The organism is Curtobacterium sp. 260 (genome assembly GCF_030803485.1).
In the GTDB taxonomy this organism is placed as follows: Bacteria; Actinomycetota; Actinomycetes; order Actinomycetales; family Microbacteriaceae; genus Curtobacterium.
This window is the reverse complement of the sequence record NZ_JAURUY010000002.1, coordinates 132,387-158,220: the sequence shown is the minus strand read 5'-3', so window position 1 is coordinate 158,220 and position 25,834 is coordinate 132,387. Positions and strand designations below refer to the sequence as shown.

Below are 25,834 nucleotides of genomic sequence, written 5' to 3'. Positions count from 1 at the left end.
CCGACCGAACCCGAAGCACGAGGAAGACCATGCCCGACCGCGCCGCCTCCACCCCGTCCGACGCCCTCCGCCTGCTCGTCGAGGGCAACGCCCGCTTCGCCGCCGACAAGCGCCGCACCGGCCGGATCGACCCGGACCGCCGTGGCGAGCTCACGGGCTCGCAGGCGCCCTTCGCGACCGTGCTCGGCTGCTCCGACTCACGCGTGCCGTTCGAGCACGTCTTCGACGCGGGCATCGGTGACCTGTTCGCGATCCGCAACGCCGGTCAGATCGTCGACGACGTCGTGCTCGGCTCCATCGAGTTCGCGGTCGTCGCCCTCGGCACCCCGCTCGTCGTCGTCCTCCGCCACACCGCGTGCGGGGCCGTCGCCGCGGCGCGCTCGGGCGAGCCCGTGCCCGCGCCGCACCTGCAGTCGCTCGTCGACGCGATCGCGCCGAGCGTCGAGCGGGTCCGCGCGACCGACGCCGAGCTCCCGCAGGAGGCCGTCGGTGCCGCGCACCTCGAGGCCACGCTCCGCCAGGTGATCGAGCGGTCCGGTGTCGTCTCCGACGCGGTCGCCGACGGTAGGTTGGCCGTCGTCGGGGCGACCTACGACCTCTCCACGGGCGAGGTCACCATCGACACCGTCGTGGGCCAGGCCTGACCGGCCGCCACGACGCGACGCCCGGAGACCACCGGGCCGCCGAAGACACCGGGGCGACCGCTCCGGCCGTGCACCACAGGAAGGACCACGACGACGTGACCCACACCAGCGAGCCCGACCAGACCGCGACCGACCGGACCGCGACGGGCGGTGACGGCTTCCGCATCGAGCACGACACGATGGGCGAGGTCCGGGTCCCGGTGGACGCCCTCTACCGCGCCCAGACGCAGCGCGCGGTCGAGAACTTCCCGATCTCGGGCAGCGGACTCGAGCCGGCACAGATCGTCGCCCTCGCCCGGATCAAGCGCGCCGCAGCGGTCGTCAACGGGTCCCTCGGCATCGTCGACCCGACCGTGGCCGACGCGATCGCACGGGCGGCCGACGCGATCATCGGCGGCGAGCACCACGACCAGTTCCCGGTGGACGTCTACCAGACGGGCAGCGGCACCTCGTCGAACATGAACATGAACGAGGTCCTCGCGACCCTGGCGACCCGCATCGCCGGCACGGACGTCCACCCGAACGACCACGTCAACGCGTCCCAGTCGTCGAACGACGTCTTCCCGACCTCCGTGCACGTCGCCGTGACCGAGGCCCTCATCCGCACGCTCGTCCCCGCGCTCGAGCACCTGGCGGAGTCGCTCGAGGCCAAGGCGACGCTCTGGGCCGACGCCGTGAAGTCCGGACGCACCCACCTGATGGACGCCACCCCGGTCACCCTCGGGCAGGAGTTCGGCGGCTACGCCCGCCAGGTCCGGCTCGGCATCGAGCGCGTGCAGGCCACGCTCCCCCGCGTCGCCGAGGTCCCGCTCGGCGGCACCGCGGTGGGCACCGGCATCAACACGCCGAAGGGCTTCCCGCAGCAGGTCATCGCCCGTCTGGCCTCGGACACCGGCCTGCCGATCACCGAGGCGCTCGACCACTTCGAGGCACAGGGTGCCCGGGACGCACTGGTCGAGGCGTCGGGTGCGCTCAAGGTCATCGCGGTCAGCCTGACGAAGATCAACAACGACCTGCGCTGGATGGGCTCGGGTCCGAACACGGGCCTCGGCGAGCTGCACATCCCGGACCTGCAGCCCGGCTCGTCGATCATGCCCGGCAAGGTGAACCCGGTCATCCCCGAGGCCACCTTGATGGTCGCTGCACGCGTCATCGGCAACGACGCGACGGTCGCCTGGGCTGGCGCCTCGGGTGCCTTCGAGCTCAACGTCGCGATCCCGGTGATGGGCACGGCCCTGCTCGAGTCGATCCGCCTGCTCGCGAACAGCTCGCGGGTGCTCGCCGACAAGACCATCGACGGGCTGCAGGCGAACCTCGAGCGCGCCCGCGCGTTCGCCGAGTCGTCCCCGTCGATCGTCACGCCGCTCAACCGCGTCATCGGGTACGAGGCCGCGGCCAAGGTCGCCAAGTACGCCGTCGCCGAGGGCATCACCGTGCGCGAGGCGGTCGTCGCCCTGGGCCACGTCGAGCGCGGCGAGGTCACCGAGGAACAGCTCGACAGCGCGCTGGACGTGCTGTCGATGACGCACCCGAACTGACCCACGGGACCCACTGACGGACGGGAGGCACGGTGCCGGCTGGCACCGTGCCTCCCGTCCGTCGTCGGCTCACCCCCGAGACTCGCGCCTGCGGACACGTTCGCAGTCCTGCGACCGCGAACGTGTCCGCCCAGGCGAGTCCCGCCGGCGGCCGACCAGCCGCGCTACCCGAGGTCGGGCGAGTCGAGCAGCTCCGTCACGAGCGCCGCGATCGCCGACCGCTCCGAGCGGGTCAGCGTCACGTGCGCGAACAGCGGGTGCCCCTTCAGGCGCTCGATCACGCTCGCGACACCGTCGTGCCGGCCGACCCGCAGGTTGTCCCGCTGGGCGACGTCGTGCGTCAGCACCACACGCGAGTTCTGCCCGATGCGCGACAGCATGGTGAGCAGGACGTTCCGCTCGAGCGACTGCGCCTCGTCCACGATCACGAACGCGTCGTGCAGGGACCGCCCGCGGATGTGCGTGAGCGGCAGCACCTCGAGCATCCCGCGCTCGACGACCTCGTCGAGGACGTTGTCGGACACCAGCGCGCCGAGGGTGTCGAACACGGCCTGCGCCCAGGGGTTCATCTTCTCGGAGGCGTCGCCGGGCAGGTACCCGAGCTCCTGCCCACCCACGGCGTAGAGCGGCCGGAACACCATGATCTTCTTGTGCTGCTGTCGTTCGAGCACCGCCTCGAGCCCGGCGCAGAGCGCGAGCGCCGACTTGCCGGTGCCGGCCGATCCTCCGAGCGAGACGATGCCGATCTCCGGGTCGAGCAGGGCGTCGATCGCGAGCCGCTGCTCGGCGGAGCGCCCGCGCAGCCCGAAGACCTCGCGGTCGCCGCGGACGAGCGACACCGCGCCTGCCTCGTGCACGCGGCCGAGGGCCGACCCGCGCTCCGAGTGGATGACGACGCCGGTGTTCACCGGGACGCCGTCGAGCCGCGAGGACCGGATCTCCTCGTGCTCGTACAGGTCACTCATCTGCTCGCCGGACACCTGCAGGTCGGTGATGCCCGTGTAGCCGGAGTCGACGGCGAGCTCGGCGCGGTACTCCTCGGCGGCCATGCCGATCGACGACGCCTTCACGCGGAGCGGCAGGTCCTTCGACACGACGACGACGTCCAGCCCGTCGTTCGCCAGGTTCGACGCGACCGCGAGGATCCGCGAGTCGTTGTCCCCGAGCCGGAGCCCGGACGGGAGCACGGACTGCTCGGAGTGGTTCAGCTCGACGCGGAAGGAACCGCCGTCGTCGAGTGCGACGGGGAAGTCGAGCCGCTCGTGCTCGACCCGCAGTTCGTCGAGCAGCCGCAGGGCCTGGCGCGCGAAGTACCCGATCTCCGGGTCGTCACGCTTGGACTCGAGCTCGCTGACGACGACCACGGGCAGCACCACGGCGTGCTCGGCGAAGCGGAACAGCGCCCGCGGATCGCTGAGGAGCACCGACGTGTCGAGCACGTACGTGCGTTGGGCGACCGACGTGGACGAGTCCGCGGTGGACCGCTGGGCGGGTTCGCGAGCGACGTTGCGAGAGGTCACGACCACTCCATCCCCGGGCCGCGCTCGGCCCGGTCACTGTCCTCGACGCGGCCGGAGAGCGGTCCCGAAGCACCGTTGCCTGGCCGCTCCGACCGGGCACCGTGCCCGGTGGGGCCAAGCTACGACCGGCCCCCGACAGCCGGACCGCGACACGCGGTCCCCGAGGTTACGGTCACGTGAACGCGCACCACGACGGCCGGGAGGCACGTGGCGGGCCCGCCACGGGCCTCCCGGCCGCCTCGGGCGCACGTCCGGCCCGTGCCCGTCCGGGCGCGCAGGCGCGCAGGCGCGCAGCGGCGAGACTCGCGGACGCGGACGGATTCGCGGGCCGGGAGGCGCGAACACGTCCGCCCGGCCGAGTCTCGCGGACCGCGGCCAGGCCGGCGGGCGGCCAGCGCGCGGGCGCGCTACTGCATCGTGGCGTAGGACAGGCACGCGTCGCGGAACATGTCGAGCGTCGCGTCCGTGGTGGACGCGAACACCGACACCCGCGCGACCCCGAGCCGCGTCGTCGCCGTGACCCCGTGGTTGTGCAGCGCCGCGGACAGCGCCGTGAGCCGACCCTGCGGCGGACGCAGCACGACGATGCCGGCGCGCTCCCGCGGGTCACGGCTGGACTCGACCGACAGGCCGAACTCGTCGGCGATGTCGAGCACCCGCTCGACCCGGTCGGCCACGCGCTCCTGCACGGCCCCGACCCCGACGGAGACCAGCCGCTCGAGGGACACCGCCATCCGGGCCTGTGCGACCGGGTCGACGCGCGTCATCTGGTACCCCGCGGCGCCCGGCTTCACCGACGGGACCTCGGTCGGCCAGCCGGTCGTGCCGTGCGGCCCGGACAGCGCCGGGCGCAGGCGGTTCAGGGCGCGGTCGCTGAACGCGAGGAAGCCCGTGCCCCACCCAGCGTGCAGCCACTTCTGCCCGCCGGTGGCGACGACGTCGGCGACCTCGTACGGGGCGTCGACGACGCCGAAGCCCTGGATCGCGTCGACGATGAGCAGGCGGTCACCGATGACCTCCCGGATCGCAGCGAGGTCGGCGAGGTACCCGGTCTGCCAGTCGACGAGCGACACGGCGACGGCGGCGACGTCGTCGGTCAGGCGCTCCCGGACCAGCGTCGGGGTCATCCAGCCGGCACCGGACTCGACGACGACGGGCTGCACGCGGCCACCCGTCGCCGAGGCGGCGCTCGCCAGTGCGAGCGGCAGCGACGGGTACTCGTCGGCGGCCACGAGGACACCGCCGGTCAGGCCGAACGCGGTGTGCAGCAGCCCCGGCGTCGTGGCGGTCTGCGAGACCACCTGGTCCTCGCGACGGCCGACGAGCCGGGCAGCGACGGTGCGCACCCGGGCGTCCTGCTCGTCGAGGGTCTCCACGGCGCCGAAGCGCATGCGCTCCTGGATCGTCCCGAGCACCCGCTGCTCCTCGAGCACGGCGGTCTGCACCGGCCCGAAGGCGGCGTGGTCGAGGTAGCCGGGCTCCTCGTCGAAGCCGGCCGCGTACTCGGCGATGTTCACAGGGGCAACCTTCCGTGGGACGAAAACCCTGTGAGTCTACTGGGACGCACGGAGGCCGCGCGAACCTGAGCCGCCTGACGCACTCGCCACCGCCGTCGGGAGCCTCCCGCGATCAGCCGCCGAAACGACGGGAGCGCAGGCCGAAGTCGCGCACGGCCCGCAGGAAGTCGACCTCGCGCAGGTCCGGGTAGAGGGCCTCGACGAAGTAGAACTCGCTGTGCGCGCTCTGCCACAGCATGAAGTCCGACAACCGCTGCTCACCCGAGGTGCGGATCACCAGGTCGGGATCGGGCTGGCCCTGCGTGTACAGGTGGTCGCCGATGAGCTCGGGCGTCAGCACCTCGGCCAGGGTGTCGAGCGTGCCGCCGCCCTCGCCGTGCGCCCGGACGATGCTCCGCATCGCGTCGGCGATCTCCCGGCGTCCGCCGTAGCCCACCGCGAGGTTGACGTGCAGGCCGTTGTGGGCTGCGCTCCGGGCCTCGGCGTCCGCGAGCGCCCCGAGGAGACCCGCGGGCAGCCCCTCGTCGGAACCGACGTGCTGCACGCGCCAGTCGCGGTGCACGGCGAGCGTCCCGGCCAGGTCGCCGATGATGCCGACGAGCTGCTCGAGCTCCTCGCCGCCCCGACCGGTCAGGTTGTCGGCGGACAGCAGGTAGAGCGTGACGACCTCGATGCCGAGCTCGTCGCACCAGTCGAGGAACTCGGGGATCTTGGCCGCGCCGGCACGGTGCCCGTGGGCGGCCGACTCGAGGCCGAGCTGCTTGGCCCAGCGACGGTTGCCGTCGACGATCATGGCGACGTGCTTCGGCATCGCCTGGCCGTCGATCTGGCGGCGGATACGACGCTGGTAGGCACGGTAGAGGACGCCGCGCCCTGCCCATCCCACCCTGCCGGTCACGCCACGACTGTAGTGCACCGTGACGCCGGCCGTGCGGGGCTGTGCATTCCCTGCTGCCGTTCGGCCGGGGGCCCTACTGTCGCCCCATGCAGGACGAGACCGCCACGCTCCCCCACGTCCCGTTCACCGAGGAAGCGGACACCACCGAGCCGCCGCGCCCCGCCTGGCGCGGCTGGATCCACCTCGGCACGTTCCCGTTCGCCATCGCGATGGGCATCGTGCTCATCACCCTGGCCGACAGCGGGGCCGCGAAGGCCGGCAGCGCCGTGTTCATGGCGACGTCGCTGCTCATGTTCGGCGTCTCCGCGACCTACCACCGCTTCCCGTGGGGCCCGACGGTGAAGAAGGTCCTCAAGCGGATCGACCACACGAACATCCTGCTGCTCATCGCCGGCACGTACACGCCGATCGCGATCTGCGCGCTGCCGCACACGCTCATGGTGGTCGTGCTCTGGGTGATGTGGTCCGGGGCCGCGCTGGGCATCGCCTTCCGCGTCCTGTGGATCGGCGCACCGCGCTGGCTGTACGTGCCGATCTACCTCGTGCTCGGGTGCGCTGCGCTCGGTCTGCTCCCGCAGTTCTTCGCCGCGAGCGTCCCGATGACGGTCCTCGTGCTCTCCGGCGGCCTGGCGTACGTCATCGGTGCCCTGGTCTACGGCTTCAAGCGCCCCGACCCCGCCCCGACCGTGTTCGGCTTCCACGAGGTCTTCCACGCACTGACCGTCGTCGCGTTCGCCGCGCAGTGGGTCGGCGTGCTCATCGTGGCCCTCGACTCGGTGCGCTGACCGCAGCCGCTGCGGACCGCGGCACCGGCCGGCAGGGGCGACCGGACGACGGACGGGAGGCCCGTGGCACGCTCGCCACGGGCCTCCCGTCCGTCTGCTGGGGACGTCGCTGCTGCCGACGTCGCCGCTGCTGGTGTCGCTGCTGCCGACGTCGCGGGCTCAGCCGCGTTCGGTGTCGTCGCCCAGGTCGGTCCGGCCGTCCTCGTCGGCGCGACGCACCGGCTCGTCCGTCGACGTGCCGTCGCCCGCGTCGGACTCGAGCCGCTGGCGGATCTCCGCGCGGTAGCGGGTCCGACGGATTCGGCGGGTCATGTCGACCACGAGCAGGATCGTGACGACCGCGACGACCGCGATCGCGACGAAGCCGGCGACCCCGGGGGTGACGTCGACGTCGGGCACGACCGACGGGCTCGGGCTGGGGGCGGCGGCGATGGCCGTCAGGATGGTGCTCACGCGGTGGTGTCCTCGTCGTCAGGGAGCCCCGCGAACAGGTCGGACTCCGGCAGGTCGGTGGGCACGCGGGCCTCGACGAGCTGGTAGTCCTCGGTGGGCCACACCGTCGCGAGGAGGTCGTTCGGCCACGAGAAGAAGACGCTGTCCGGCGGCACCTGGCTGGCGTGCGCGTGCAGGGCGGCGTCGCGGGCGTCGAAGTGGTCGCGGACGTCGACGTGGGTCGTCGCCAGGTCCGGCCGGTCGGCGAACCGCTCCACCCACTCGCGCAGCTGCTCGACGGCAGCGCTGTCCGGGTCGCGCTCGCGCAGTGCCTCGTAGATCGTGCGGAAGCGGCGCGGGTTCATGGTGCGCTCGTAGTAGAGCTTGCTGATCGACCACGGCTCCCCGGCGTCCGGGTACTCCGCGGGGTCGGCGGCGGCGCGCCAGGCGGCGACCGAGACCTCGTGCGTGCGGATGTGGTCGGGGTGCGGGTAGCCGCCGTTCTCGTCGTAGGTGACGAGCACGTGCGGACGGAAGCGGCGGACGACGCGGACGAGTGCCTCGGTCGAGTACTCGAGGGGCACCGTCGAGAACGTGCCCGGACGGACCGTCTCGCCCTTCTCGGCATCCGGCAGCCCGGAGTCGTGGTAGCCGAGCCAGACGTGGTCGATGCCGAGCGCTGCCTGCGCAGCCGCCATCTCGGTGCGCCGGTAGCCCGCCATGTCGCGGTGGGCGCGGCTCGTCGCCGGCCCACCGAGCTGGTCGTTGAGGATGTCCCCGGCCTCGCCGCCGGTACAGGAGACGACCATCACCTGGTGCCCCTCGGCGACGTACTTCGCGGCCGTCGCGGCACCCTTGCTCGACTCGTCGTCGGGGTGGGCGTGGACGGCCAGCAGGCGGTACGGCACGGAGGATCCTCACGGGTGACGGAGCGGGCGGGACGCGCACGGATCGACCCGGGCGTGGGGGCAGCGCACAGCGGGGCGTGAACTACCCTGGGACCAGGATAATCACCCCAGGAGCCCCGAACTGTCCGAACCGCTGCACCCCACCCCCACCGCTGCGTCGGCCACGGCCACGACCACCGCCGCGTCGCTGGACGACCGGTACGGGCGCACGCCGGATCGTCGGCGCCGCGGGAAGCTGTTCGGGGTCGTCGCGGCGATCGCCGTCGTGCTCGTGTTCGTCGCGTGGGTGGTCTGGGCCGGCCTCGACCAGGAGTCACACGGGCTCGACGACACCGAGCTCGGGTACACCGTCGTCTCCGACCACCGCACCGTCGTGCACTCACAGGTGTCGGCCGACCCGGGGACCGAGGTCCGGTGCGCCGTGCAGGTGCTCGACAAGTCGTACTCGATCGTCGGGTGGAAGGAGGTGACGCTGCCGGCATCCGAGCAGCGCACCCGCTCGATCTCGACCGAGGTGAACACCACGACCCGCGGCGTGACCGGCTTGATCCACGACTGCTGGGTTCCCTAGACTCGACTGATTCGCGGACGAGACCGGCCACACCGGCCGGTCTCGTCCTTTGTCGAAAGGGAGACCGATGAGCAACGACACGCAGACCACCTGGCTGACCCAGGAGGCGCACGACCGTCTCACGGCCGAGCTCGAACAGCTGTCGGGCCCGGCCCGCAAGGAGATCGCGGACCGCATCGAGGCGGCGCGTGAAGAGGGCGACCTCAAGGAGAACGGCGGCTACCACGCCGCGAAGGACGAGCAGGGCAAGATCGAGGCCCGCATCCGGCAGCTCACCGAGCTGCTCAAGCACGCCACCGTGGGCGAGGCCGACTTCGACGGCACCGTCGAGCCGGGCACCGTCGTCACGGCGGTCATCGCCGGCGACGAGTCGACCTTCCTCGTGGGCAACCGCGAGATCGTGGCCGAGGGGTCCGACCTGACCGTGTACAGCCCGGTGAGCCCGGTCGGTGCCGCGATCCTCGGGCTGCGCGCGGGCGACGAGACGACCTACACCGCGCCGAACGGCAAGGAGATCAGCGCCAAGGTGACGAAGGTCGAGCGCTACGAGCCGTAGGGCGCCCGGAGCCCGGCGCCCGGCGCCCGGCGCCGCAGTGCGCCCGGAACGCGAAGGCCGCAGAGCGCGCGGCGGGCCAGCAGGCGGCGCGACGCGCCAGTGCACAACGAGGAGCAGCTCGCACCACGGAACCACGTGGCGCGAGCTGCTCTTCGTTGTGCAGGGGCCGACGGGGCTCTCGGCGCTGGTCGGTGCGCGACGACGTCGCGAAGCGAGGGCAGGATCGACGTGAGGGTCATGACGGGAGCTCCACGCGCCTCCCGGCCGTCCGCGGTGTCGCTCACGCGACCCTGACGCCTGCGCGGCCGTCCCGTGCGCACCGCTGACACCGACGCGTAGGGCCAGCGCGGCGGGGTCAGTTCTCGAGCAGCTCCGGGCGGAAGCCGACCTCGTGCAGGCGCTGGATGACCTCCTGCGCGTGCTCGGGGCCGCGTGCCTCGATCGACAGGTCCAGGGCCACCTCGTTGATCACCAGGCCCTGCCCGTGCCGGGTGTGCAGCACCTCGACCACGTTGGCGCCGGCGTCCGAGATGACCTGGGCGACGCGGGCGAGCTGTCCGGGGCGGTCGGGCAGCATGATCCGGATGCCGATGTAGCGCGACGCCGCGACGAGACCGCGGGTGATGATCCGCTCCATCATGAGCGGGTCGATGTTCCCACCGCTCAGCAGCACGACGGTGCGGCCGGTGTCACGGACGGCGCCGGACATGATCGCCGCGACGCCGACGGCGCCGGCGGCCTCGACCACGAGCTTCGCGCGCTCGAGCAGCACCAGGAGGGCACGGGCGGTGTCGTCGTCCGAGACGGTCACGATCTCGTCGACCAGGTCGCGGATGATCGGGAAGTTCAGGTCGCCCGGTCGGGCGACCGCGATGCCGTCCGAGATCGTCGGCTTCGTCGTGATCGTGACCGGTGCTCCCGCGGTGATCGACGACGGGTACGCCGCGGCGTTCTCCGCCTGCACGCCGATCACCCGGATCGGACGACCGAGGCGCTCGGACATGCCCTTCACCGCGAGCGCGATGCCGGAGATCACCCCGCCGCCACCGATCGGCACGACCACCGTGTCGACGTCGGGCACCTGGTCGATGATCTCGAGGCCCAGCGTGCCCTGGCCCGCGATGACGTCCGGGTGGTCGAAGGGCGGGATGAACACCGCACCGGTGTGGGCGGCGAAGTCCTTCGCGGCGCTCAGCGCTTCCTCCACCGAGTGACCGCGCAGCACGACCTCGGCGCCGTAGTGCCGCGTCGCCTGGAGCTTGGGCAGCGCGACGCCCACCGGGGTGAAGATCGTGGCCGGGATGCCGAGCTCACGAGCGGCCAGGGCGACTCCCTGCGCGTGGTTGCCGGCACTCGCGGCGACGACACCCGCCGCTCGCTGCTCGGGGCTGAGGGCGGCGAGTCGGTTGTAGGCGCCGCGCACCTTGTAGGCGCCCGTGCGCTGCAGGTTCTCGCACTTCAGGTGCACCGGCGAGCCGAGCAGCTCGGCGAGGAACTGCGACGTCTCCATCGGCGTGACGCGTGCGACGCCCGCGATGGTCTGCCGAGCGGCCTCGATGTCCGCGAGCGTCGGGAACGCGTCGGTCTGCTGCTGGGGCGCGGAGGTGTCGGTCACGGACCCATCATCGTCCGTCGGAGCCGTCACGGCGAACTCGTGACGGTCCGTCGGTGAACGCCCGCTCAGCCCGCGGTCCCCTTGGTGGCGGTGGGCTGTTCGTCGCTGCCCGGGGCCGGGACGCCGTCGGGGTGGCGCTTCCGCCAACGACGGCGCTTCTTCGCCTCGACGCTCGCGTGGTGGTCGCGCTGCTTCGCCTCGAGCACGTGGTCGGAGTCGAGCCCCTTCCACCGGCCGCTCGCGATCGTCGTGACCATCGAGTTCACGGTCGCGATCAGCGGCACCGCGAAGAACGCTCCGGCGATGCCGGCAAGCCCGGACGCCGCGGTGACGCCGAGGACGACGGCGAGCGGGTGCACCTTGACCGCGCTGCCCATGACGAGCGGCTGCAGGATGTGCCCCTCGACCTGCTGCACGACGAGGATCACGCCGAGCATGACGAGCGCCGCGACCCATCCGTTGAAGATCAGGGCGATGAAGACGGCGAGGAAGCCCGTGACGATGGCGCCGACGACCGGGATGAACGCGCCGAGGAACACGAACACGGCGATCGGGATGACGAGCGGCAGCTGCAGCGCGGCGGCACCGATGCCGATGCCGACGGCGTCGACGAACGCGACGAAGATCTGCACGCGGATGAAGCTCGTCAGGGTGGTCCACCCGGCGACCCCGGCGCCGTCGATCGCGGCGCGGGCGTTCTTCGGGAACAGCCGGACGGTCCAGCGCCACACGTTCTTGCCGTCGATGAGCAGGAAGATCACCGTGAAGATGACCACGAACAACCCGGTGAGCAGGTGCGTCAGCGACGATCCCGCGCTCGCGACCCCGGACAGGATCGAGCCGGAGTTGCTCGACAGCCAGTCGGTCGCCTGGTTGAGGTAGTTGTTGAGGTCGGACTGGCTGATGCCCAGACCGGAGCTGAGGACGAACTCGCGGATGTTGTCGTACTGCGAGAGCGTCCGGTCGCGGAGCGAGGGGTAGGCCGCCGCGATCTGGTCGACGACGAGCCAGATGAGTCCACCGACGGCCGCGAGGCCCCCGACGAGGCTGACCACGACGGCGATCCACTTCGGCACGTGGTGGCGCTGCATCCAGTTCGACAGCGGCACGAGCAGGGCGGCGACGACGATCCCGATGAGGAACGGGATGAGCACCTCGCTGAACAGCGTCACGAGGTAGATGAAGACCGCGACCACGCCGACGACCACGAGCACGCGCCAGGACCACGCCCCCGCGATCCGCATGCCCGTCGGCACGACCTGCTCGACGACGGGATCCGGATGCGTCTTCTTTCCCCAGGCCATGCGGTGAGTGTACCGACGCGTGCCGGTGTGTGTTCCAGATGCGGCATACATCGGCCCGACCCCGGTGTCGGCGTCGATCGGTAGCGTCGTGCCATGGTCCGGACCACGCTCTCCGCCGCCGAGGCCCGCCGCGTCACGCTGGCGGCCCAGGGCTTCGGCGCACCCCCGCGCGACGCGGTGGGCACCCGCACCCTGACCAGCACGATCGGCCGGCTCGGGTTGCTGCAGATCGACTCGGTCAACGTCTTCGAACGCAGCCACTACCTGCCCCTCTTCGCCCGCCTCGGTCCCTACGACCGGGACACGTTGGACCGGCTCACCATGCGGCGCTCCGGCCCCTACGCGGAGTACTGGGCACACGAGGCGGCGTTCCTGCCGCGGACCGACCTCCCGCTCTTCCGGTGGCGGATGGACGCGTACCGCGAACGCGACGCCCGACCGAACCGGATCGCCGGCGTGGAACGGACCGCGAGCGTCCGCCGGGAGCTCCGCGCACTGCTCGCCGCCGAGGGGCCCCTGCCCGCCAGCGCGGTCGAGCACGAGGCGAACGTCCGACGCGGGCCGTGGTGGGGGTGGAGCGACGTGAAGGCGGGGCTCGAGCAGATGTTCCGCTGGGGCGAGGTCGTGAGCGCCGGACGCGCCGGGTTCGAGCGTGTCTACGCCCTGCCCGACCAGGTGCTGCCGGTGGGGACGCTCGAGGCCGCGCCCGACCGCCACACCGCGGTCACGGAGCTGGTCCGGCGTGCCGCGCGCGCGTCCGGCGTCGGGACCCGCGCGGACCTCGCCGACTACTTCCGCCTGCGTGCGGACGACACCGCCGCCGCGATCACGGAGCTCGAGGAGCGCGGCGAACTCGTACCGGTGCGGGTGGCGGGCTGGCGGGACCGTGCCTGGCTGCACGTCGACGCCAGGGTCCCACGCCACGTCGCCGCCGACGCGGTGCTCAGCCCGTTCGACCCCGTCGTGTGGTTCCGGCGTCGCGCGGAGCGCATGTACGACTTCCACTACCGCATCGAGATCTACACGCCGGCGCCGAAGCGTGTGTACGGCTACTACGTGCTGCCCGTCCTGCAGGACGACCGGCTGACCGGACGCGTCGACCTGAAGAGCGATCGGCAGCGCGGCGTGCTCCGGGTCCGGACGGCCTGGCAGGAGCCCGGCGAGCACCTCGACGCGGAGCGCCTCGCCGAGACGCTGCGGCGGGCGGCGGCGTGGCAGGGCCTCGACGGCGTCGAGGTCACCGATCGCGGCACCGCCGCGGGTGCGGTGGCCGCGGCGCTCGGGGTCGCGCTCGTCCCGCACGAGGCGGCGGACGACGCCGATGCTCCGGCTCCCGAGGACGACACGGTCGTGTGACCAGCGGCCGGGAGGCACGGCGCCCGTCCGCCCCGCCCGTCCGGCTCGGGTCGAGGTCCCGTCACCCGCCGCTCCGTCGCGGCGACGCCGCATCGTCGTCGGGACACCGCTTCGTCGTCGAGACACCGCATCGTCGTCGAGACGCCGCGGATTCCGAGGGCGTCTCGCCGGCACGAGTCCGTCTCGTGTGGACACCGGCGTCTCGGCGCCGGCATCGCAGCGACGGCGGCGACGGCGTCAGCGCCCGTCAGAACCGGTCGAGGCTCCCCCGGAGTCGCGCGACCCGGTCGGGCAGCGGCGGGTGCGTGGAGAACAACCGGTCCATCAGGCCCGGTCGCATCGGGTCCGCGATCCACAGGTGCGCCATCGAGGAGTTCTGCGACCGGGTCGGTCGGCCGTGCGCCTGGAGCTTCTCCAGCGCACGGGCGAGTCCCTCGGGGTACCGCGTGGTCATCGCACCCGTGGCGTCGGCGAGGTACTCCCGCTGCCGCGAGACGGCCGCCTGCACCGCCGCGGCCGCGATCGGGGCGACGAGCACGGCCACGATCCCCGCGACGAGGACGATCGGGTTGCCGCCTCCACCCCCGGAGTCGCTGTTCCGCCCGCGCCCGCTCAGCCCGCCGAAGATCGAGATGCGCAGGAGCACGTCCGCCAGGAACCCGACCGCGACGACCAGGCCGAACACCATGGTCGAGACGCGGATGTCGAAGTTCTTGACGTGACCGAGCTCGTGGGCCATGACGCCCTGCAGCTCGCTGTCGTCCATGATCGCGAGCAGTCCGGTCGTCGCCGCGACGATCGCGTGCTCCGGGTCCCGTCCGGTGGCGAAGGCGTTCGGTGCCGGGTCCTCGATGACGAACACCCGCGGCATCGGCATGCCGTTCGTGATCGCCAGGTTCTCGACCGTCCGCCAGAGCCGCGGCTCCGTGTTCCGGTCGATCTCGATGCCGCCCGCGATGGCCGTCGCCTGCCGCCCGGCCAGGAAGTACTGGAGCACCGCGTACCCGAGCGCGACGAGGAGCACGATGACGCCCACGGAGACGTTGCCCGCGAGGTAGCCGCCCAGGAACCCGAGCGCCCCGACGATGAGCAGGAAGACCAGGATGATGACGACGGTGTTGCGCTTGTTCCGCGCGATGGCGCTGTACACGGGTCAGGCCGCCCCGGTCGACGTCAGAACTGGACGCGCGGCGGTTCGGCGATCGCCGCGGGCTCGGCCGTCTCGAAGAACGTCGCCTCGCTGAAGCCCTTGCTCTTCGCGAAGGTCGAGTTGGGGAAGACCCGGATCTTCGTGTTCAGCTCGCGCACGCCACCGTTGTAGAAGCGCCGGGCGGACTGGATCTTGTCCTCGGTGTCGACGAGTTCCGACTGCAGCTGCAGGAAGTTCTGGCTCGACTGCAGCTGGGGGTAGCCCTCCGCGACGGCGAACACACCCTTCAGGGCCTTCTGCATGTGCCCCTCGGCCACCGAGGCGCTCGAGGCGCTCGATGCGCCGAGGGTCTCGGCGCGGGCGCGCGTCACCGACTCGAACACGGACTTCTCGTGCGCGGCGTACCCCTTCACCGTCTCGACGATGGTGGGGATGAGGTCCGCGCGGCGCTTCAGCTGCACCGTGATGTCGCTCCACGCCTCGTCCACGCGCAGCTTCAGCGTGACGAGCGAGTTGTAGGTCACCCAGAGGTAGATCCCGACCACGACGAGCAGGACCACCACCACTCCGACGACGATCAGCGTCGTGACGAGTCCGGTGTCCATCTGGGCGTACTCCTTTGCGCTTCGGGTCCGGCGCAGTGGGACCGCGGCCGGTGCGTGGCCGTGGGACGACCGTCCACGAGTGTACCGAGGCGCACCGGCACGACCCGTTCGCGCAGTCTGGTTCACGGGGGATTCCCGAGTGGCGCACACCCACCGTCCGGGGACCCCCGCCGGGGATCGGTCCCGGGACACATCATCCGGGTGGTGGATTGACCCGAGCCCGATGATCGCGTGTGATGGAGACGGTGGACAGGCTCGGGGACAACGTGCAGGAGGGGACCGTCGGGGGCGGCGGTCCCGTCGGTCGACCCCGATCGCGCGTCGGGCTGCTGGCCGCGGCGCTGGTGACGGTGCTCGCCACCGGGACGGTCCTGCTCGGCGCACAGCCCGCCGCAGCCGCGCCCGCGACGACGTCCGCGACCGCGACGACCACGACGTCCACCACCGACACCGTGCCGCAGCAGGACGGCGACGCGCCCCGGACCGCCTCCCCGACGCCCTTCCCCCAGTTCGGCACCCTGCCACCGGACACCGGTTCCCCGGCGCCCTCGCCGACGGACCGCCCCGCCGTCCGCCCGAGCATCGCCGACCCCGGCGACGTCACGACCGCCACCGTCCGGCTGCACGGCGCCGGGACCCCCGGGCACCGGCTGCGCGTCACCGGACCGGCGGCCACGGGCTCGAGCGGCTGCACGACGACCGTGGCGACCGACGGGTCCTGGTCGTGCATCGCCACCGTCCGCTCGGGCCCGCAGCAGGTCTTCACGGTCGCCGACGAGACCGACGCCGCGCTCGGGTCGTCCCGCGCTCCGGCCTCGGACGTCGTCGTCCCGCCGGCCGTCACGACCGACGGTCCCACCTCGGGTCCCGTGTCCGGCACCGGCCTGCCCGGAGCGACCGTCGCCGTGTCGGTCTCCGGCACCCCGACCGACCGCACCGCGCGGGTGGACGCCGGCGGTCACTGGACCGTCCCGCTGCCCGGCAGCACGCGCGACGGGCGCATCGCGGTCTCCGCGGCACAGACCGCGAGCACCGCGAACGGCTTCCGCTCGGACTTGCGGAGCGCCTCCTCGGCCCCGCGGACGGTGGTCGTGGACCGGACCGCCCCGGCAGCACCGGTCGTCACCACGCCGGGGTCCGACGAGCGCGTCCGTTCCCAGCCGTTCACCGTGCGCGGCACCGGTGAGCCCGGTGCCGTCCTCACCGTGTACGTCGACCGCTCGCCGGTGTGCCGCTCCGACGTCGGTGCCGACGGCCGGTGGGCGTGCACGACGACGGGCGCGACCGCACCCGCCGGGACCCGGGTGGTGAGCGCGATGCAGCAGGACGCCGCGGGCAACTCCTCACCGTCGTCGTCGGGGGTCCGCGTCGTGCTGAGCGACGCGACCGCAGCGCCGAGCGCCGGGCCGAGCGCGAGTGCCTCCGGGGCCGCGGGCGGGCAGACGTCGTCGTCCGGCGCGCCGGGGACGACGTCGGACGACCACACGTCCGGTGCGACGGACGGCACCGGGACCCCGACCGACACCGGCACGAGCGGCGGCGGGTCGACCGGGACGGCCGGGGGCAGCGGCACGGCAGGCGCCGGGGGCAGCACCAGCGGGGTGCCCGACTGGTCCGGCCCCGCGGGCGACTGGACCGCCGACACCGCCTACGACCGCGGCGTCCCGACGATCCAGGCCTCGTTCTCGTGGGGCACCGTCCTGCTCGCCACCGGCGTCGCCGCCGGGTTCCTCGTGCTCGTCGCCGTGCCGCTCGCGGTGGTCGGCGCCGCTGCCCGGGGTCGCCTGCGCAACCCGTTCGCCGCGCTGCTCGGCCGCAACCGCTCGCGCACGGAGCGACGACTCGGGGACGAGGTCCTGCCCACCTGGGCCGCGGCGGCCGTCGGCGTCGGGATCGTGGTCGTCACGACGCTCCTCGGTGTCGGCGTCGCGCTCGAGGCCCGCTACGTCCGGCTCGCGCTCGCGGTGCTGCTCGGTTCGGCGGTCACCACCGGGGTCGTCGTCCTGGCCACCCGCTGGGCGGCCGGCAGGGACCGCGCCGCCGTCGGTTTCCGCGTCTCCCCCTGGCTCGTGCTCGCCGCCGTGCTGGGCTGCGCCCTGACCCGCGTCGCCGACCTCTCCCCCGCCCTGGTCGTCGGGGCCGTCCTCGTCCCCGTCGGACGCCCCGGCGCCGACACCGCCGCCCTGCGACTGGGCTCGAGCGTCGCCCGCGGGGTCCGGAACGCCACGGCCCGCTCGGCCGCGCTGCTCGGCGTCGCCACCGTCGGCTGGGTCCTGCACTCGCTGGTGCACGGGTCGGGCTTCTGGACGACGCTGACGGCCGAGTTCGCCACCACGCTCTGCGTCGGCGCGGTCGGCGCACTCGTCGTGTCGCTGCTGCCGTTGCCCGGGTCGACGGGTGCGGTGCTCGTCGCCGGCGCACGTGCGCGCTGGGTCGGCCTCACGGCCGCTGGGGTCGCGCTGGCGGCGGTGACGGCGGGCGCGGGGGCTCCCGCTGTCCCCTCACCGACCGAGACCGCGGTGGCGTCCGCCCTGTGTGCCGCCGCCGTCGCCTGCTGCTGGGTCTGGTTGCGCGGCTCGCGCACCGCCGCACAGCACCGCTGACCGGTCCGTCCACGGGACGGGAGGCGCCGGGCTCGACCACCACGCGCCTCCCGGCCCGCCACCCATCGGACGGGAGACGCCGGGCTCGACCACCACGCGCCTCCCGGCCCGCCACCCACCGGACGGGAGACGCCGGGCTCGACCACCACGCGCCTCCCGGCCCGCCACCCACCGGACGGGAGGCGCCGGGCTCGACCGCCACGCGCCTCCCGGCCCGCACCGGTCGGACGAGAGGCACGTGACAGGGCGGCCGCGCGCCTCCCGACCGCCGCGCGCCCCAGGTCTCAGGCCACGCGGTGCGGGGCGTTCCGCCGGAACAGACCGGGCAGCAGGCCTCCGATCTTCGTCCCGATGCACAGGCTGACGAACGTGGCCAGGGGCGTGCCGAGCGCGACAGGGTCGAACGTGGTCACCGCGACGAGTCCCACGGTGCCGGGCACGAGCAGCAGGAACGCGGGGAAGAACGACACCGTCGCCGGGATCACCGGGACCACACGCTCGAGCAACCGCGTCGCGACGAACAGCAGCGCGGCCGCAGCTCCGGTCGCGACCACGCTGCCCCACACCGGCGTCGTCCCGCTCACGACCGCGTACGCGCTGATCATGACGGCGACGGACACGACGGTGAGCCGCCAGCCGGAGCGGAACACGAGCCCGAGGCCGACGGCGAGGCCTGCCACCGCCACCCAGGACACCCAGTAGGACGGCACGGCCTCCCAACCACCGCGGAGCGTGCCGACGCCGGCGACCTCGCCGACGAGGGCCGCCGACGACGGGTCGACGCGCAGGCCGGTGAGGGCGCTCCCCGCGGCGATCCCGGCGGCCATGAAGCCGAGCGTGATGAGCCCCTGCACCAGGCGCGAGGCTCCGGTCACGATGTCGGCGGCCGTCAGCTCGAGCAGCGCGTTCGTGATCAGCGCGCCGGGCACGAAGACCGCGACGGGCGCACACACCGCGAACAGGGGCACGTGGTCGAACCCGGTGCCGGCGGCGACGAGGCCGACGACGCTCGTCGACATGAACGCGGCCAGGAACGGGATGATCGCGACGGCCTCGCGGAAGCGGCGGAGCACGAGGCTGAGCACACCGACCAGGGCACCGACGACGAGCGCGAGCACGATCGCCCACCACGGGCAACGGAACACGACGGCCAGTCCGACCGAGGTGAGGGCGTTCCCGGTGATCCACGGCAGCGCCGGCGGCGGCACGGTACCGGTCCGGATCGCACGCACCCGGGCGGGGATCTCGGCGAGGGCGATGGACCCGCGTTCCAGGCCGAGCACGAGGCGGTTCGCCCGCGCTGCCTGACGCGACGAGAGCTCGACGCCCTCGGCGTTCACGATGGTGGCGGCGCCGGTGGCGACCTCGCTGACCATGACGAGTGCGGGCAGGACACCGACGGCGAGCGTCGGTCCGACCCCGGCGGCGTCGCGGGCCTTCTCGAGCGCGGAGCGGACGTCGGTGACGGAGCTGCCGGCGTCGAGCAGCAGGGCGCCGAGGGTCCCGAGCAGCATCCCGGTGGGGACCGTCTCGCCGTCGACGACCTCGACGTGCGCCTCGGGTCGGTTGAGCGCGTTGCGCAGGTTCGCGAGAGCGCTTCCGAGTCCGACCACGGACGTCGATGCTACTGCGCGGCGGCGAGCGGCGGGTGGCTCCGGCCTGTGCGGGCGGGGTTGTGCGGGCGGGGTTCCGGGCGGGCGGGGCTCCGGGCGGGCGGGGCTCCGGGCGGGCGGGGCGCTCGCACGAGACTCGCCTGTGCGGACACATTCGCGACGGTAGACCCGCGAAACCGTCCGCGGACCCGAGACTCGCCCGCCGGTACGCGGCGGGGCGGGCGGCGCGGCGGCGCGGCCAGCGCGGCCGGCGGCGCAGCCGGCGGCGCACCCGCGCCTCGCGTACCCCCGGTGGGACTCGAACCCACAACTCAGCGATTTTAAGTCGCGTGCCTCTACCGATTGGGCCACGGGGGCGGGCCGCAACAGCCTACCGACGCGACGACGGCCGCCGCCCACGTGGGGCGACGGCCGTCGGTGCTGGTGCTGGTGCTACTTGGCGTCGGCCGGGGCCGCGACGGGCGCAGCGTCCTTGGAGACGTCCTCGGCCGGGGTGGCGTACGCGGGACCGGCCGCGTCGGCCGGCTGACCCTCCGCCGGAGCCGGGGCAGCGACGGCCTTCGGCTCCTCGGCGGCAGCGGGCTTCGGGCGCGACGCGAAGGCTTCGAACGCGGCACGCGGGGTCTCACGGTCGTCGAGCGACGCGATGTCGCGGCCCAGGAAGAAGCCGCCGACCCAGTCGCCGATGACGCGCCACTTGCGCTCCCACGACGGCATCGCCAGGCCGTGGTACCCGCGGTGGGCACCCCAGGCCAGGAAGCCCTTCATGGCGAACTTGCCGGACTGGAACACACCCGTGCCGAGACCCAGGCCCGCGACGGCGCCGAGGTTCTCGTGCTTGTAGTCGGTCGTCGCCTCGCCGCGGACGACCGCGACCAGGTTCTTCGCGAGCTGCTTCGCCTGGCGCACGGCGTGCTGGGCGTTCGGCACGCAGAAGCCGCCGACACCGCCACCGGTCAGGTCCGGCACGGCCGCGACGTCACCGCAGGCCCACGCGTCGGCGATCACGCCGTTGTCGTCGACCACGCGGAGGTCGGGCTGCACGCGGATGCGACCGCGCTGCTCGAGCGGGAAGTCGGTGCCCTTGACCATCGGGTTCGCCATGACACCGGCGGTCCAGATGATGAGGTCGGACTCGATGGTCTCGATCGACTCGTCCTTGGCCTTGAGCTGGCAGACGCCGCCCTCGGCCGAGGCCAGCTGGGTCTCGAGGTGCACCGTCGCGCCGCGGGACGCGAGGTTCTCGAGCACCCAGTGCGAGGTCTCGAGCGACACCTCGGGCATGATGCGGCCCATCGCCTCGACCAGGTGGAAGTGCGTGTCGTCGAAGGACAGCTGCGGGAAGCTCTTCAGCAGGTCGGACGCGAAGGAGCGGAGCTCGGCGAACACCTCGATACCGGCGAAGCCACCGCCGACCACGACGACGGTGAGCAGGCGGTCGCGCTCGGGACCGGCCGGCAGGTTCGCCGCCTTGTGGAAGTTCGTGAGGATCTTGTCGCGGATCGCCGCGGCCTCCTCGATGGTCTTCAGGCCGATGGCCTCGTCCGCGACGCCCGGGATCGGGAAGGTCCGCGAGACGGCACCGGCGGTCATGACGATCTGGTCGTAGGACTCCTCCCACGCCTCGCCCTCGGCCGGGGTGATCGTCGCGGTCTTCGTGGCGTGGTCGACCTTCGTGACCTTCGCCGTGACGACACGGGTCTTCTTCAGGTGACGACGGTGCGACACGATCGCGTGACGCGGCTCGATCGAACCGGCGGCGACCTCGGGCAGGAACGGCTGGTACGTCATGTACGGCAGCGGGTCCACCATGGTGACCTCGGCTTCACCCTGACGCAGGTGCTTCTCGAGCTTCCAGGCGGTGTAGAAACCGGCGTAGCCGCCGCCGACGACGAGGATCTTGGGCACGGGGGATGATCTCCTTGGAGTGGGGTGGTTGCTTGCCGGGAGGCTGGTCAGTCTTCGCCGCCACCCGCCCCGACTCCAGCGTCTGCGATGCCATCATACGCCCGGCACTCACAGCGGGAGGGCGACCAGTCCACGCGCTCGAGCGCGAGGTCGCCGATGGGGTTGACGCCGGGTCCGGCAGCGAGGGCGTGGCCGACGAGCGCGTGCAGGCACTTCACGCGGGTGGGCATGCCGCCCGCGCTGATGCCGTCGATCTCGTCGACGTGCTCGATCGACTCGCGGTCCGCCAGGTAGGACTCGTGGGCCGCGCGGTACTGCGCCGCGACGGTCTCGTCCTCGAGCAGGGCGGCGAGCTCGGGCATGACGTGGTTCGCCTCGAGCGTGCTCACGGCCGCGGTGGCGGCGGGGTGGCACAGGTAGTAGAACGTCGGGAACGGGGTGCCGTTCGCGAGTCGGGGCTTCGTCGACACGACGGTGGGGTTGCCGCAGGCGCACCGTGCAGCGATCCCGACGACGTCGCGGGCCGGTCGCCCGAGCTGCGCCGAGACGACCTGGATGTCGCGGTCGGACGGCGGATCGAAGGGAGGGGTCGTCACGGGCACGTGAGCCTACCCGAGTCCGGGTCGCCGTCCCACTCCGTGACGCCGCGGCGCCCCGGCTGCCCTACTTGCTGTCGCTCGTCGCGGCGCCGGTCGGGTCCCCGGTGCCGGAGACGTCCGGAGCCACGAGCTCCTCGGTGGTCTTCTCGGTCAACCCGGACTGCAGCACGCTGGACAGCATCGCCTGCACCCAGTCGACCTTCGGCGTCTGCACCATCGAGCTGACCGGGCTGCCGGAGTCGGTCTCGGTCCGGTCCGACCCCTTCGCCTGCTCCGCACCCATCACGAGGTAGCTCTCCTCGCCCGGGTACACGTAGAGCAGCCGGTCGCGGGCCTGGGCCTCGATGTAGGCCGGGTCGTCCCACCGCGCGACGTCCTGCTTCTTCTGCGCGACGTCGGCCTTCTGCGCTGCGACCTCGCGCTGCTGCTGCGCGATCTGCTCCTGCTGCTGGATGAGCGTCCGCAGCGAGGGGGCGAGCACGACGACGAACAGCACGATGATCGCGAGCATGAGGAGGCTGAAGCCGGAGAACCGGATGGACCGGTACCAGGGCTGCTCGTGCGCACCGGACTCCGGCACGGCCACGGGGATGCGGCGGACGCGGGGCTTCTGGCTGGGCACGGCTCGACGATAACCCGGCGCGGCACGGTCACGTGACCCGGCACGCGGACCGTCGTGCGTCGCTCGGCACCCTCCCAGCGGCCGGGAGGCGCGGCGCACGGCCGCCACGCGCCTCCCGTCCCCCGGAGGGCCACCAGGCTGGCTGGCTGACCGACCGGCTGGCTGGCCGGCTGTGGGCTAACCGGCTGCCGAGCGGGAAGGACATGCCGCTCACGTCCACCGAGCGAGCGATGACCGTCGGAATGCAGCGCCGAGCGTCGCAGATCTGGCCCGCTCGAGGGCGAGAGCAGACCGGGTCGAGAGCGAGGGCGGATCAGCTCGACGACGACGGGAGCGCCCGGGAACGGCGAGACGCCGCCCTCCCGGAGGAGGGCGGCGTCTCGTGGTGGTGCGGGTGCGACCTAGAGCGCAGCGGCCCGGGGGAACGCGGTGCGGCCGGCGTAGACGGCGGCGTCGCCCAGTTCCTCCTCGATGCGGAGCAGCTGGTTGTACTTCGCGACGCGGTCCGAACGGGCCGGGGCACCGGTCTTGATCTGGCCACCGTCGACGGCCACCGCGATGTCGGCGATGGTGGTGTCCTCGGTCTCGCCCGAGCGGTGCGACAGGATCGCGGTCATGCCGTGGCGGTGCGCCAGGGAGACGGCGTCGAGGGTCTCGGTCAGCGTGCCGATCTGGTTCACCTTGACCAGGATCGAGTTGCCGGCCTGCTCGTCGATGCCACGCTGCAGACGCTTCGGGTTCGTGACGTACAGGTCGTCGCCGACGAGCTGCAGCTTCGAGCCGAGTTCGGCGGTGAGGTGCTTCCAGCCCTCCCAGTCGTCCTCGGCCAGGGCGTCCTCGATGGTGACGAGCGGGTAGTTCGCGACGAGGTCCGAGAAGTACCCGGTGAACTCCTCGCTCGAGAGCTGCTTGCCCTCGAACGCGTACTTGCCGTCGTGGAAGAACTCGGTCGCGGCGACGTCGAGGCCGAGCGCGATGTCCTTGCCCGGGGTGAAGCCGGCCTTCTCGATCGCGGCGAGCAGGAAGTCGAGCGCAGCACGGTTCGAGGCGAGCTCGGGGGCGAAGCCGCCCTCGTCGCCGAGGCCGGTCGCGAGACCCTGCTTCTTCAGCTCGCCCTTGAGGGCGTGGTAGGTCTCGACGCCCCAGCGCAGGGCCTCCGAGAAGCTCTCGGCGCCGTAGGGCACGAGGAAGAACTCCTGGATGTCGACGTTGGTGTCGGCGTGCGCGCCACCGTTGACGACGTTCATGAGCGGGACGGGCAGCGTGTGCGCGTTCGGGCCACCGAGGTAGCGGAACAGCGGCAGGTCGGCCGAGTCGGCGGCGGCGCGGGCGACGGCGAGCGAGGCGCCGAGGATCGCGTTGGCACCCAGGCGGGACTTGTTCTCGGTGCCGTCGAGCTCGATGAGCGCGGCGTCGACGAGGCGCTGGTCGGTGGCGTCGAAGCCCTCGAGCGCCGGGCCGATCTCGTCGAGGACGGCGTCGACGGCCTTCAGGACGCCCTTGCCGCCGTAGCGGTTCGCGTCGCCGTCGCGGAGTTCGTACGCCTCGAACGCACCGGTGGAGGCGCCGGACGGGACGAGCGCGCGCGAGACCACGCCGTCGTCGAGGAGGACCTCGACCTCGACCGTCGGGTTGCCTCGGGAATCGAGGACTTCGCGTGCGCCTACGGCATCGATCTGGGCCACGGGGTACTCCCTACGAGTTCGGTTGTGGTGGACAGCGGGTCGATCCTACCGAGGCGCGGTGGACGCCTCGCCGCGGATGACGTCGGGTGTGGAGGAGTTCACGCCAGCGGGCGGAACTCGACACCTTCCAGGGTCTCGGTGTCGGCCCGCACACCGGCGAAGGCCGCGAAGCCCTGCTCGGCGAGGCTCGCGAGCAGGTTCTTGGTGTTCTTCGGCCGCCGCTCGAGCCGGACGCGACGGTGCGACGCGAGGGCCTCGGTCTTGAGCGCCGCGAGGCGGACCGGGTCGACGTCCCTGTCGTACAGGAGCACGACGGCGTCCGACTCGGCCGACTCCGGCAGCGTGACGAGGTCGACGAGCCGCTCGAACCCGAGCGAGAACCCGACCGCGGGCACGTCCTGCCCGAGGAAGCGTCCGATCATGCCGTCGTAGCGACCGCCGCCACCGAGGCTGTAGCCGAAGTCGGGGTGGGCGACCTCGAAGATCGTGCCCGTGTAGTAGCCCATGCCGCGCACGAGTGTCGGGTCGAAGCGCAGGTCCACGCCCGGCAGGGCCCGGCGGAGGCGGAGCAGGTCCGCGAACGCCTCGGCATCGAGCCACGGCGCCCCCTCGACGGACACCCAGTCCGCGGCCTCGAGCGCACGGATCGTGTCCTCGAGGCCCGGCAGGTCGGCGCCGATCGTCGCGCGGAGCTCGGCGGCCACACCGTCCGCACCGATCTTGTCGAGCTTGTCGACCGTGATCAGCGCCCGGTCCGCGGCGTCCGGGTCGGTGATCCCCCACGAGGCGAGCAGCGCGAGCAGGATGCGACGGTCGTTGATCCGGATGGTGGTGTCCGCGATGCCGAGCGCGTCGAGCGCGGCGGTGGTCGCGCGGATGAGCTCGATCTCCGCGAGCTGCCCCGGCTCGCCGAGGATGTCGATGTCGCACTGGACGAACTGCCGGTAGCGCCCCTTCTGCGGACGCTCGGCACGCCACACGGGTGCGATCTGCACGGCACGGAACACCGCGGGCAGCTCGGCGCGGTGCGAGGCGTAGAAGCGGGCGAGCGGGACCGTCAGGTCGAAGCGGAGTCCGAGGTCCGCGAGGTCGAGCGGCGCAGCCGCCTGCTGCAGGTCCTCGGTGGTGAGCCCGCGGCGCATCACCGCGAACGCGAGCTTCTCGTTGTCGCCGCCCAGCCCCGAGTGCAGGCGTGCGGCGTCCTCGACGACCGGGGTCTCGATCTCGTCGAACCCGTGACGCGCGTACACGTCCCGGACCACCCCGAGGACGTGCTCGCGACGGGCCTTGTCCGCCGGGAGGAAGTCACGCATGCCACGGGGAGCCGTCACGGTCGTCGCCATGCGCCAATCTTGCCAGAACCGGGGCAGGATCTTGCGCCCCAGCCGGTCTACTGGTACGCTAC

22 protein-coding genes and 1 tRNA gene are annotated in these 25,834 nt (G+C 72.7%); 7 read left to right on the top strand and 16 right to left on the bottom strand.

Going from position 1 to position 25,834, the window contains the following annotated elements:
* Positions 1 to 29 precede the first annotated feature (29 nt).
* Positions 30 to 644, top strand: a complete 615-nt coding sequence (locus tag J2X59_RS03135) for a carbonic anhydrase (protein WP_066652668.1) — start codon at positions 30 to 32, stop codon at positions 642 to 644.
* Between the two features lie 164 nt (positions 645 to 808).
* Positions 809 to 2,182, top strand: a complete 1,374-nt coding sequence (locus J2X59_RS03130) for a class II fumarate hydratase (protein WP_209684433.1) — start codon at positions 809 to 811, stop codon at positions 2,180 to 2,182.
* Positions 2,183 to 2,346: 164 nt separating this feature from the next.
* On the opposite strand, the gene J2X59_RS03125 is transcribed toward J2X59_RS03130, so the two are convergent.
* The 3 genes from J2X59_RS03125 to J2X59_RS03115 all read right to left on the bottom strand — a co-directional run bounded on the left by J2X59_RS03125 (position 2,347) and on the right by J2X59_RS03115 (position 6,117).
* The gene (locus tag J2X59_RS03125; RefSeq protein WP_209683731.1) at positions 2,347 to 3,708 is read right to left on the bottom strand and encodes a PhoH family protein; all 1,362 of its coding nucleotides are present in this window, start codon (positions 3,706 to 3,708) and stop codon (positions 2,347 to 2,349) included.
* Between the two features lie 401 nt (positions 3,709 to 4,109).
* Positions 4,110 to 5,219 carry an aminotransferase class V-fold PLP-dependent enzyme gene (locus tag J2X59_RS03120; RefSeq protein WP_066652665.1) on the bottom strand — a complete coding sequence of 370 codons (1,110 nt, stop codon included), beginning with the start codon at positions 5,217 to 5,219 and terminating at the stop codon, positions 4,110 to 4,112.
* Positions 5,220 to 5,331: 112 nt separating this feature from the next.
* Entirely contained in the window at positions 5,332 to 6,117 is a 786-nt protein-coding gene (locus J2X59_RS03115) for an isoprenyl transferase (RefSeq protein ID WP_326495680.1), read from the bottom strand.
* A gap of 86 nt (positions 6,118 to 6,203) precedes the next feature.
* Between J2X59_RS03115 and trhA the strand changes: the two genes are divergently transcribed.
* The gene (gene trhA / locus J2X59_RS03110) at positions 6,204 to 6,902 is read left to right on the top strand and encodes a PAQR family membrane homeostasis protein TrhA (protein ID WP_326495679.1); all 699 of its coding nucleotides are present in this window, start codon (positions 6,204 to 6,206) and stop codon (positions 6,900 to 6,902) included.
* 159 nt (positions 6,903 to 7,061) lie between these two features.
* Here trhA and J2X59_RS03105 read toward each other — a convergent pair whose 3' ends face one another.
* Positions 7,062 to 7,355, bottom strand: a complete 294-nt coding sequence (locus J2X59_RS03105; RefSeq protein ID WP_326495678.1) for a hypothetical protein — start codon at positions 7,353 to 7,355, stop codon at positions 7,062 to 7,064.
* On the bottom strand, positions 7,352 to 8,242 hold the full coding sequence (gene mca / locus J2X59_RS03100) for a mycothiol conjugate amidase Mca (protein WP_326495677.1): 891 nt from the start codon (positions 8,240 to 8,242) through the stop codon (positions 7,352 to 7,354). The genes J2X59_RS03105 and mca overlap by 4 nt, the downstream gene beginning before the upstream one ends.
* Positions 8,243 to 8,363: 121 nt before the next feature.
* Here mca and J2X59_RS03095 point away from each other — a divergent pair, with 121 nt between their 5' ends.
* Together J2X59_RS03095 and greA are read left to right on the top strand one after the other, a co-directional pair.
* Positions 8,364 to 8,813: a DUF4307 domain-containing protein gene (locus J2X59_RS03095; protein WP_326495833.1), complete on the top strand. Its 450-nt coding sequence runs from the start codon at positions 8,364 to 8,366 to the stop codon at positions 8,811 to 8,813.
* Between the two features lie 67 nt (positions 8,814 to 8,880).
* Entirely contained in the window at positions 8,881 to 9,369 is a 489-nt protein-coding gene (gene greA, locus J2X59_RS03090) for a transcription elongation factor GreA (RefSeq protein ID WP_066652650.1), read from the top strand.
* 355 nt (positions 9,370 to 9,724) lie between these two features.
* Here the strand turns inward: greA and ilvA are convergent, their stop codons facing one another.
* Entirely contained in the window at positions 9,725 to 10,984 is a 1,260-nt protein-coding gene (gene ilvA, locus J2X59_RS03085; protein ID WP_066652647.1) for a threonine ammonia-lyase, read from the bottom strand.
* A 65-nt stretch (positions 10,985 to 11,049) separates the two neighbouring features.
* The gene (locus J2X59_RS03080) at positions 11,050 to 12,288 is read right to left on the bottom strand and encodes an AI-2E family transporter (protein WP_326495676.1); all 1,239 of its coding nucleotides are present in this window, start codon (positions 12,286 to 12,288) and stop codon (positions 11,050 to 11,052) included.
* 93 nt (positions 12,289 to 12,381) lie between these two features.
* Here J2X59_RS03080 and J2X59_RS03075 point away from each other — a divergent pair, with 93 nt between their 5' ends.
* Positions 12,382 to 13,644, top strand: coding sequence for a winged helix-turn-helix domain-containing protein (locus tag J2X59_RS03075; RefSeq protein ID WP_326495675.1), 1,263 nt, complete (start codon positions 12,382 to 12,384; stop codon positions 13,642 to 13,644).
* Positions 13,645 to 13,891: 247 nt separating this feature from the next.
* On the opposite strand, the gene J2X59_RS03070 is transcribed toward J2X59_RS03075, so the two are convergent.
* Both J2X59_RS03070 and J2X59_RS03065 read right to left on the bottom strand, forming a co-directional pair.
* On the bottom strand, positions 13,892 to 14,794 hold the full coding sequence (locus J2X59_RS03070) for a M48 family metalloprotease (protein WP_326495674.1): 903 nt from the start codon (positions 14,792 to 14,794) through the stop codon (positions 13,892 to 13,894).
* 23 nt (positions 14,795 to 14,817) lie between these two features.
* The gene (locus J2X59_RS03065) at positions 14,818 to 15,399 is read right to left on the bottom strand and encodes a LemA family protein (protein ID WP_326495673.1); all 582 of its coding nucleotides are present in this window, start codon (positions 15,397 to 15,399) and stop codon (positions 14,818 to 14,820) included.
* A 236-nt stretch (positions 15,400 to 15,635) separates the two neighbouring features.
* On the opposite strand from J2X59_RS03065, the gene J2X59_RS03060 reads away from it, so the two are divergent.
* The gene (locus J2X59_RS03060; protein WP_326495672.1) at positions 15,636 to 18,002 is read left to right on the top strand and encodes an Ig-like domain-containing protein; all 2,367 of its coding nucleotides are present in this window, start codon (positions 15,636 to 15,638) and stop codon (positions 18,000 to 18,002) included.
* Between the two features lie 284 nt (positions 18,003 to 18,286).
* Here J2X59_RS03060 and J2X59_RS03055 read toward each other — a convergent pair whose 3' ends face one another.
* The 7 genes from J2X59_RS03055 to hisS form a co-directional block, all read right to left on the bottom strand.
* Positions 18,287 to 19,615, bottom strand: coding sequence for a threonine/serine exporter family protein (locus J2X59_RS03055; protein WP_081984684.1), 1,329 nt, complete (start codon positions 19,613 to 19,615; stop codon positions 18,287 to 18,289).
* 283 nt (positions 19,616 to 19,898) lie between these two features.
* A tRNA-Leu gene (locus J2X59_RS03050) sits at positions 19,899 to 19,972 on the bottom strand.
* 75 nt (positions 19,973 to 20,047) lie between these two features.
* The gene (locus tag J2X59_RS03045; RefSeq protein ID WP_066652606.1) at positions 20,048 to 21,523 is read right to left on the bottom strand and encodes an NAD(P)/FAD-dependent oxidoreductase; all 1,476 of its coding nucleotides are present in this window, start codon (positions 21,521 to 21,523) and stop codon (positions 20,048 to 20,050) included.
* A 47-nt stretch (positions 21,524 to 21,570) separates the two neighbouring features.
* A complete protein-coding gene (locus J2X59_RS03040) occupies positions 21,571 to 22,119 on the bottom strand; it encodes a DUF501 domain-containing protein (RefSeq protein ID WP_066652599.1) in 549 nt (182 codons plus the stop codon).
* Positions 22,120 to 22,186: 67 nt separating this feature from the next.
* Positions 22,187 to 22,744, bottom strand: coding sequence for an FtsB family cell division protein (locus tag J2X59_RS03035; RefSeq protein WP_326495671.1), 558 nt, complete (start codon positions 22,742 to 22,744; stop codon positions 22,187 to 22,189).
* A gap of 401 nt (positions 22,745 to 23,145) precedes the next feature.
* Positions 23,146 to 24,429, bottom strand: coding sequence for a phosphopyruvate hydratase (gene eno / locus J2X59_RS03030; protein ID WP_058728084.1), 1,284 nt, complete (start codon positions 24,427 to 24,429; stop codon positions 23,146 to 23,148).
* A 98-nt stretch (positions 24,430 to 24,527) separates the two neighbouring features.
* Positions 24,528 to 25,772, bottom strand: a complete 1,245-nt coding sequence (gene hisS, locus J2X59_RS03025) for a histidine--tRNA ligase (protein WP_326495670.1) — start codon at positions 25,770 to 25,772, stop codon at positions 24,528 to 24,530.
* Positions 25,773 to 25,834: the final 62 nt, after the last annotated feature.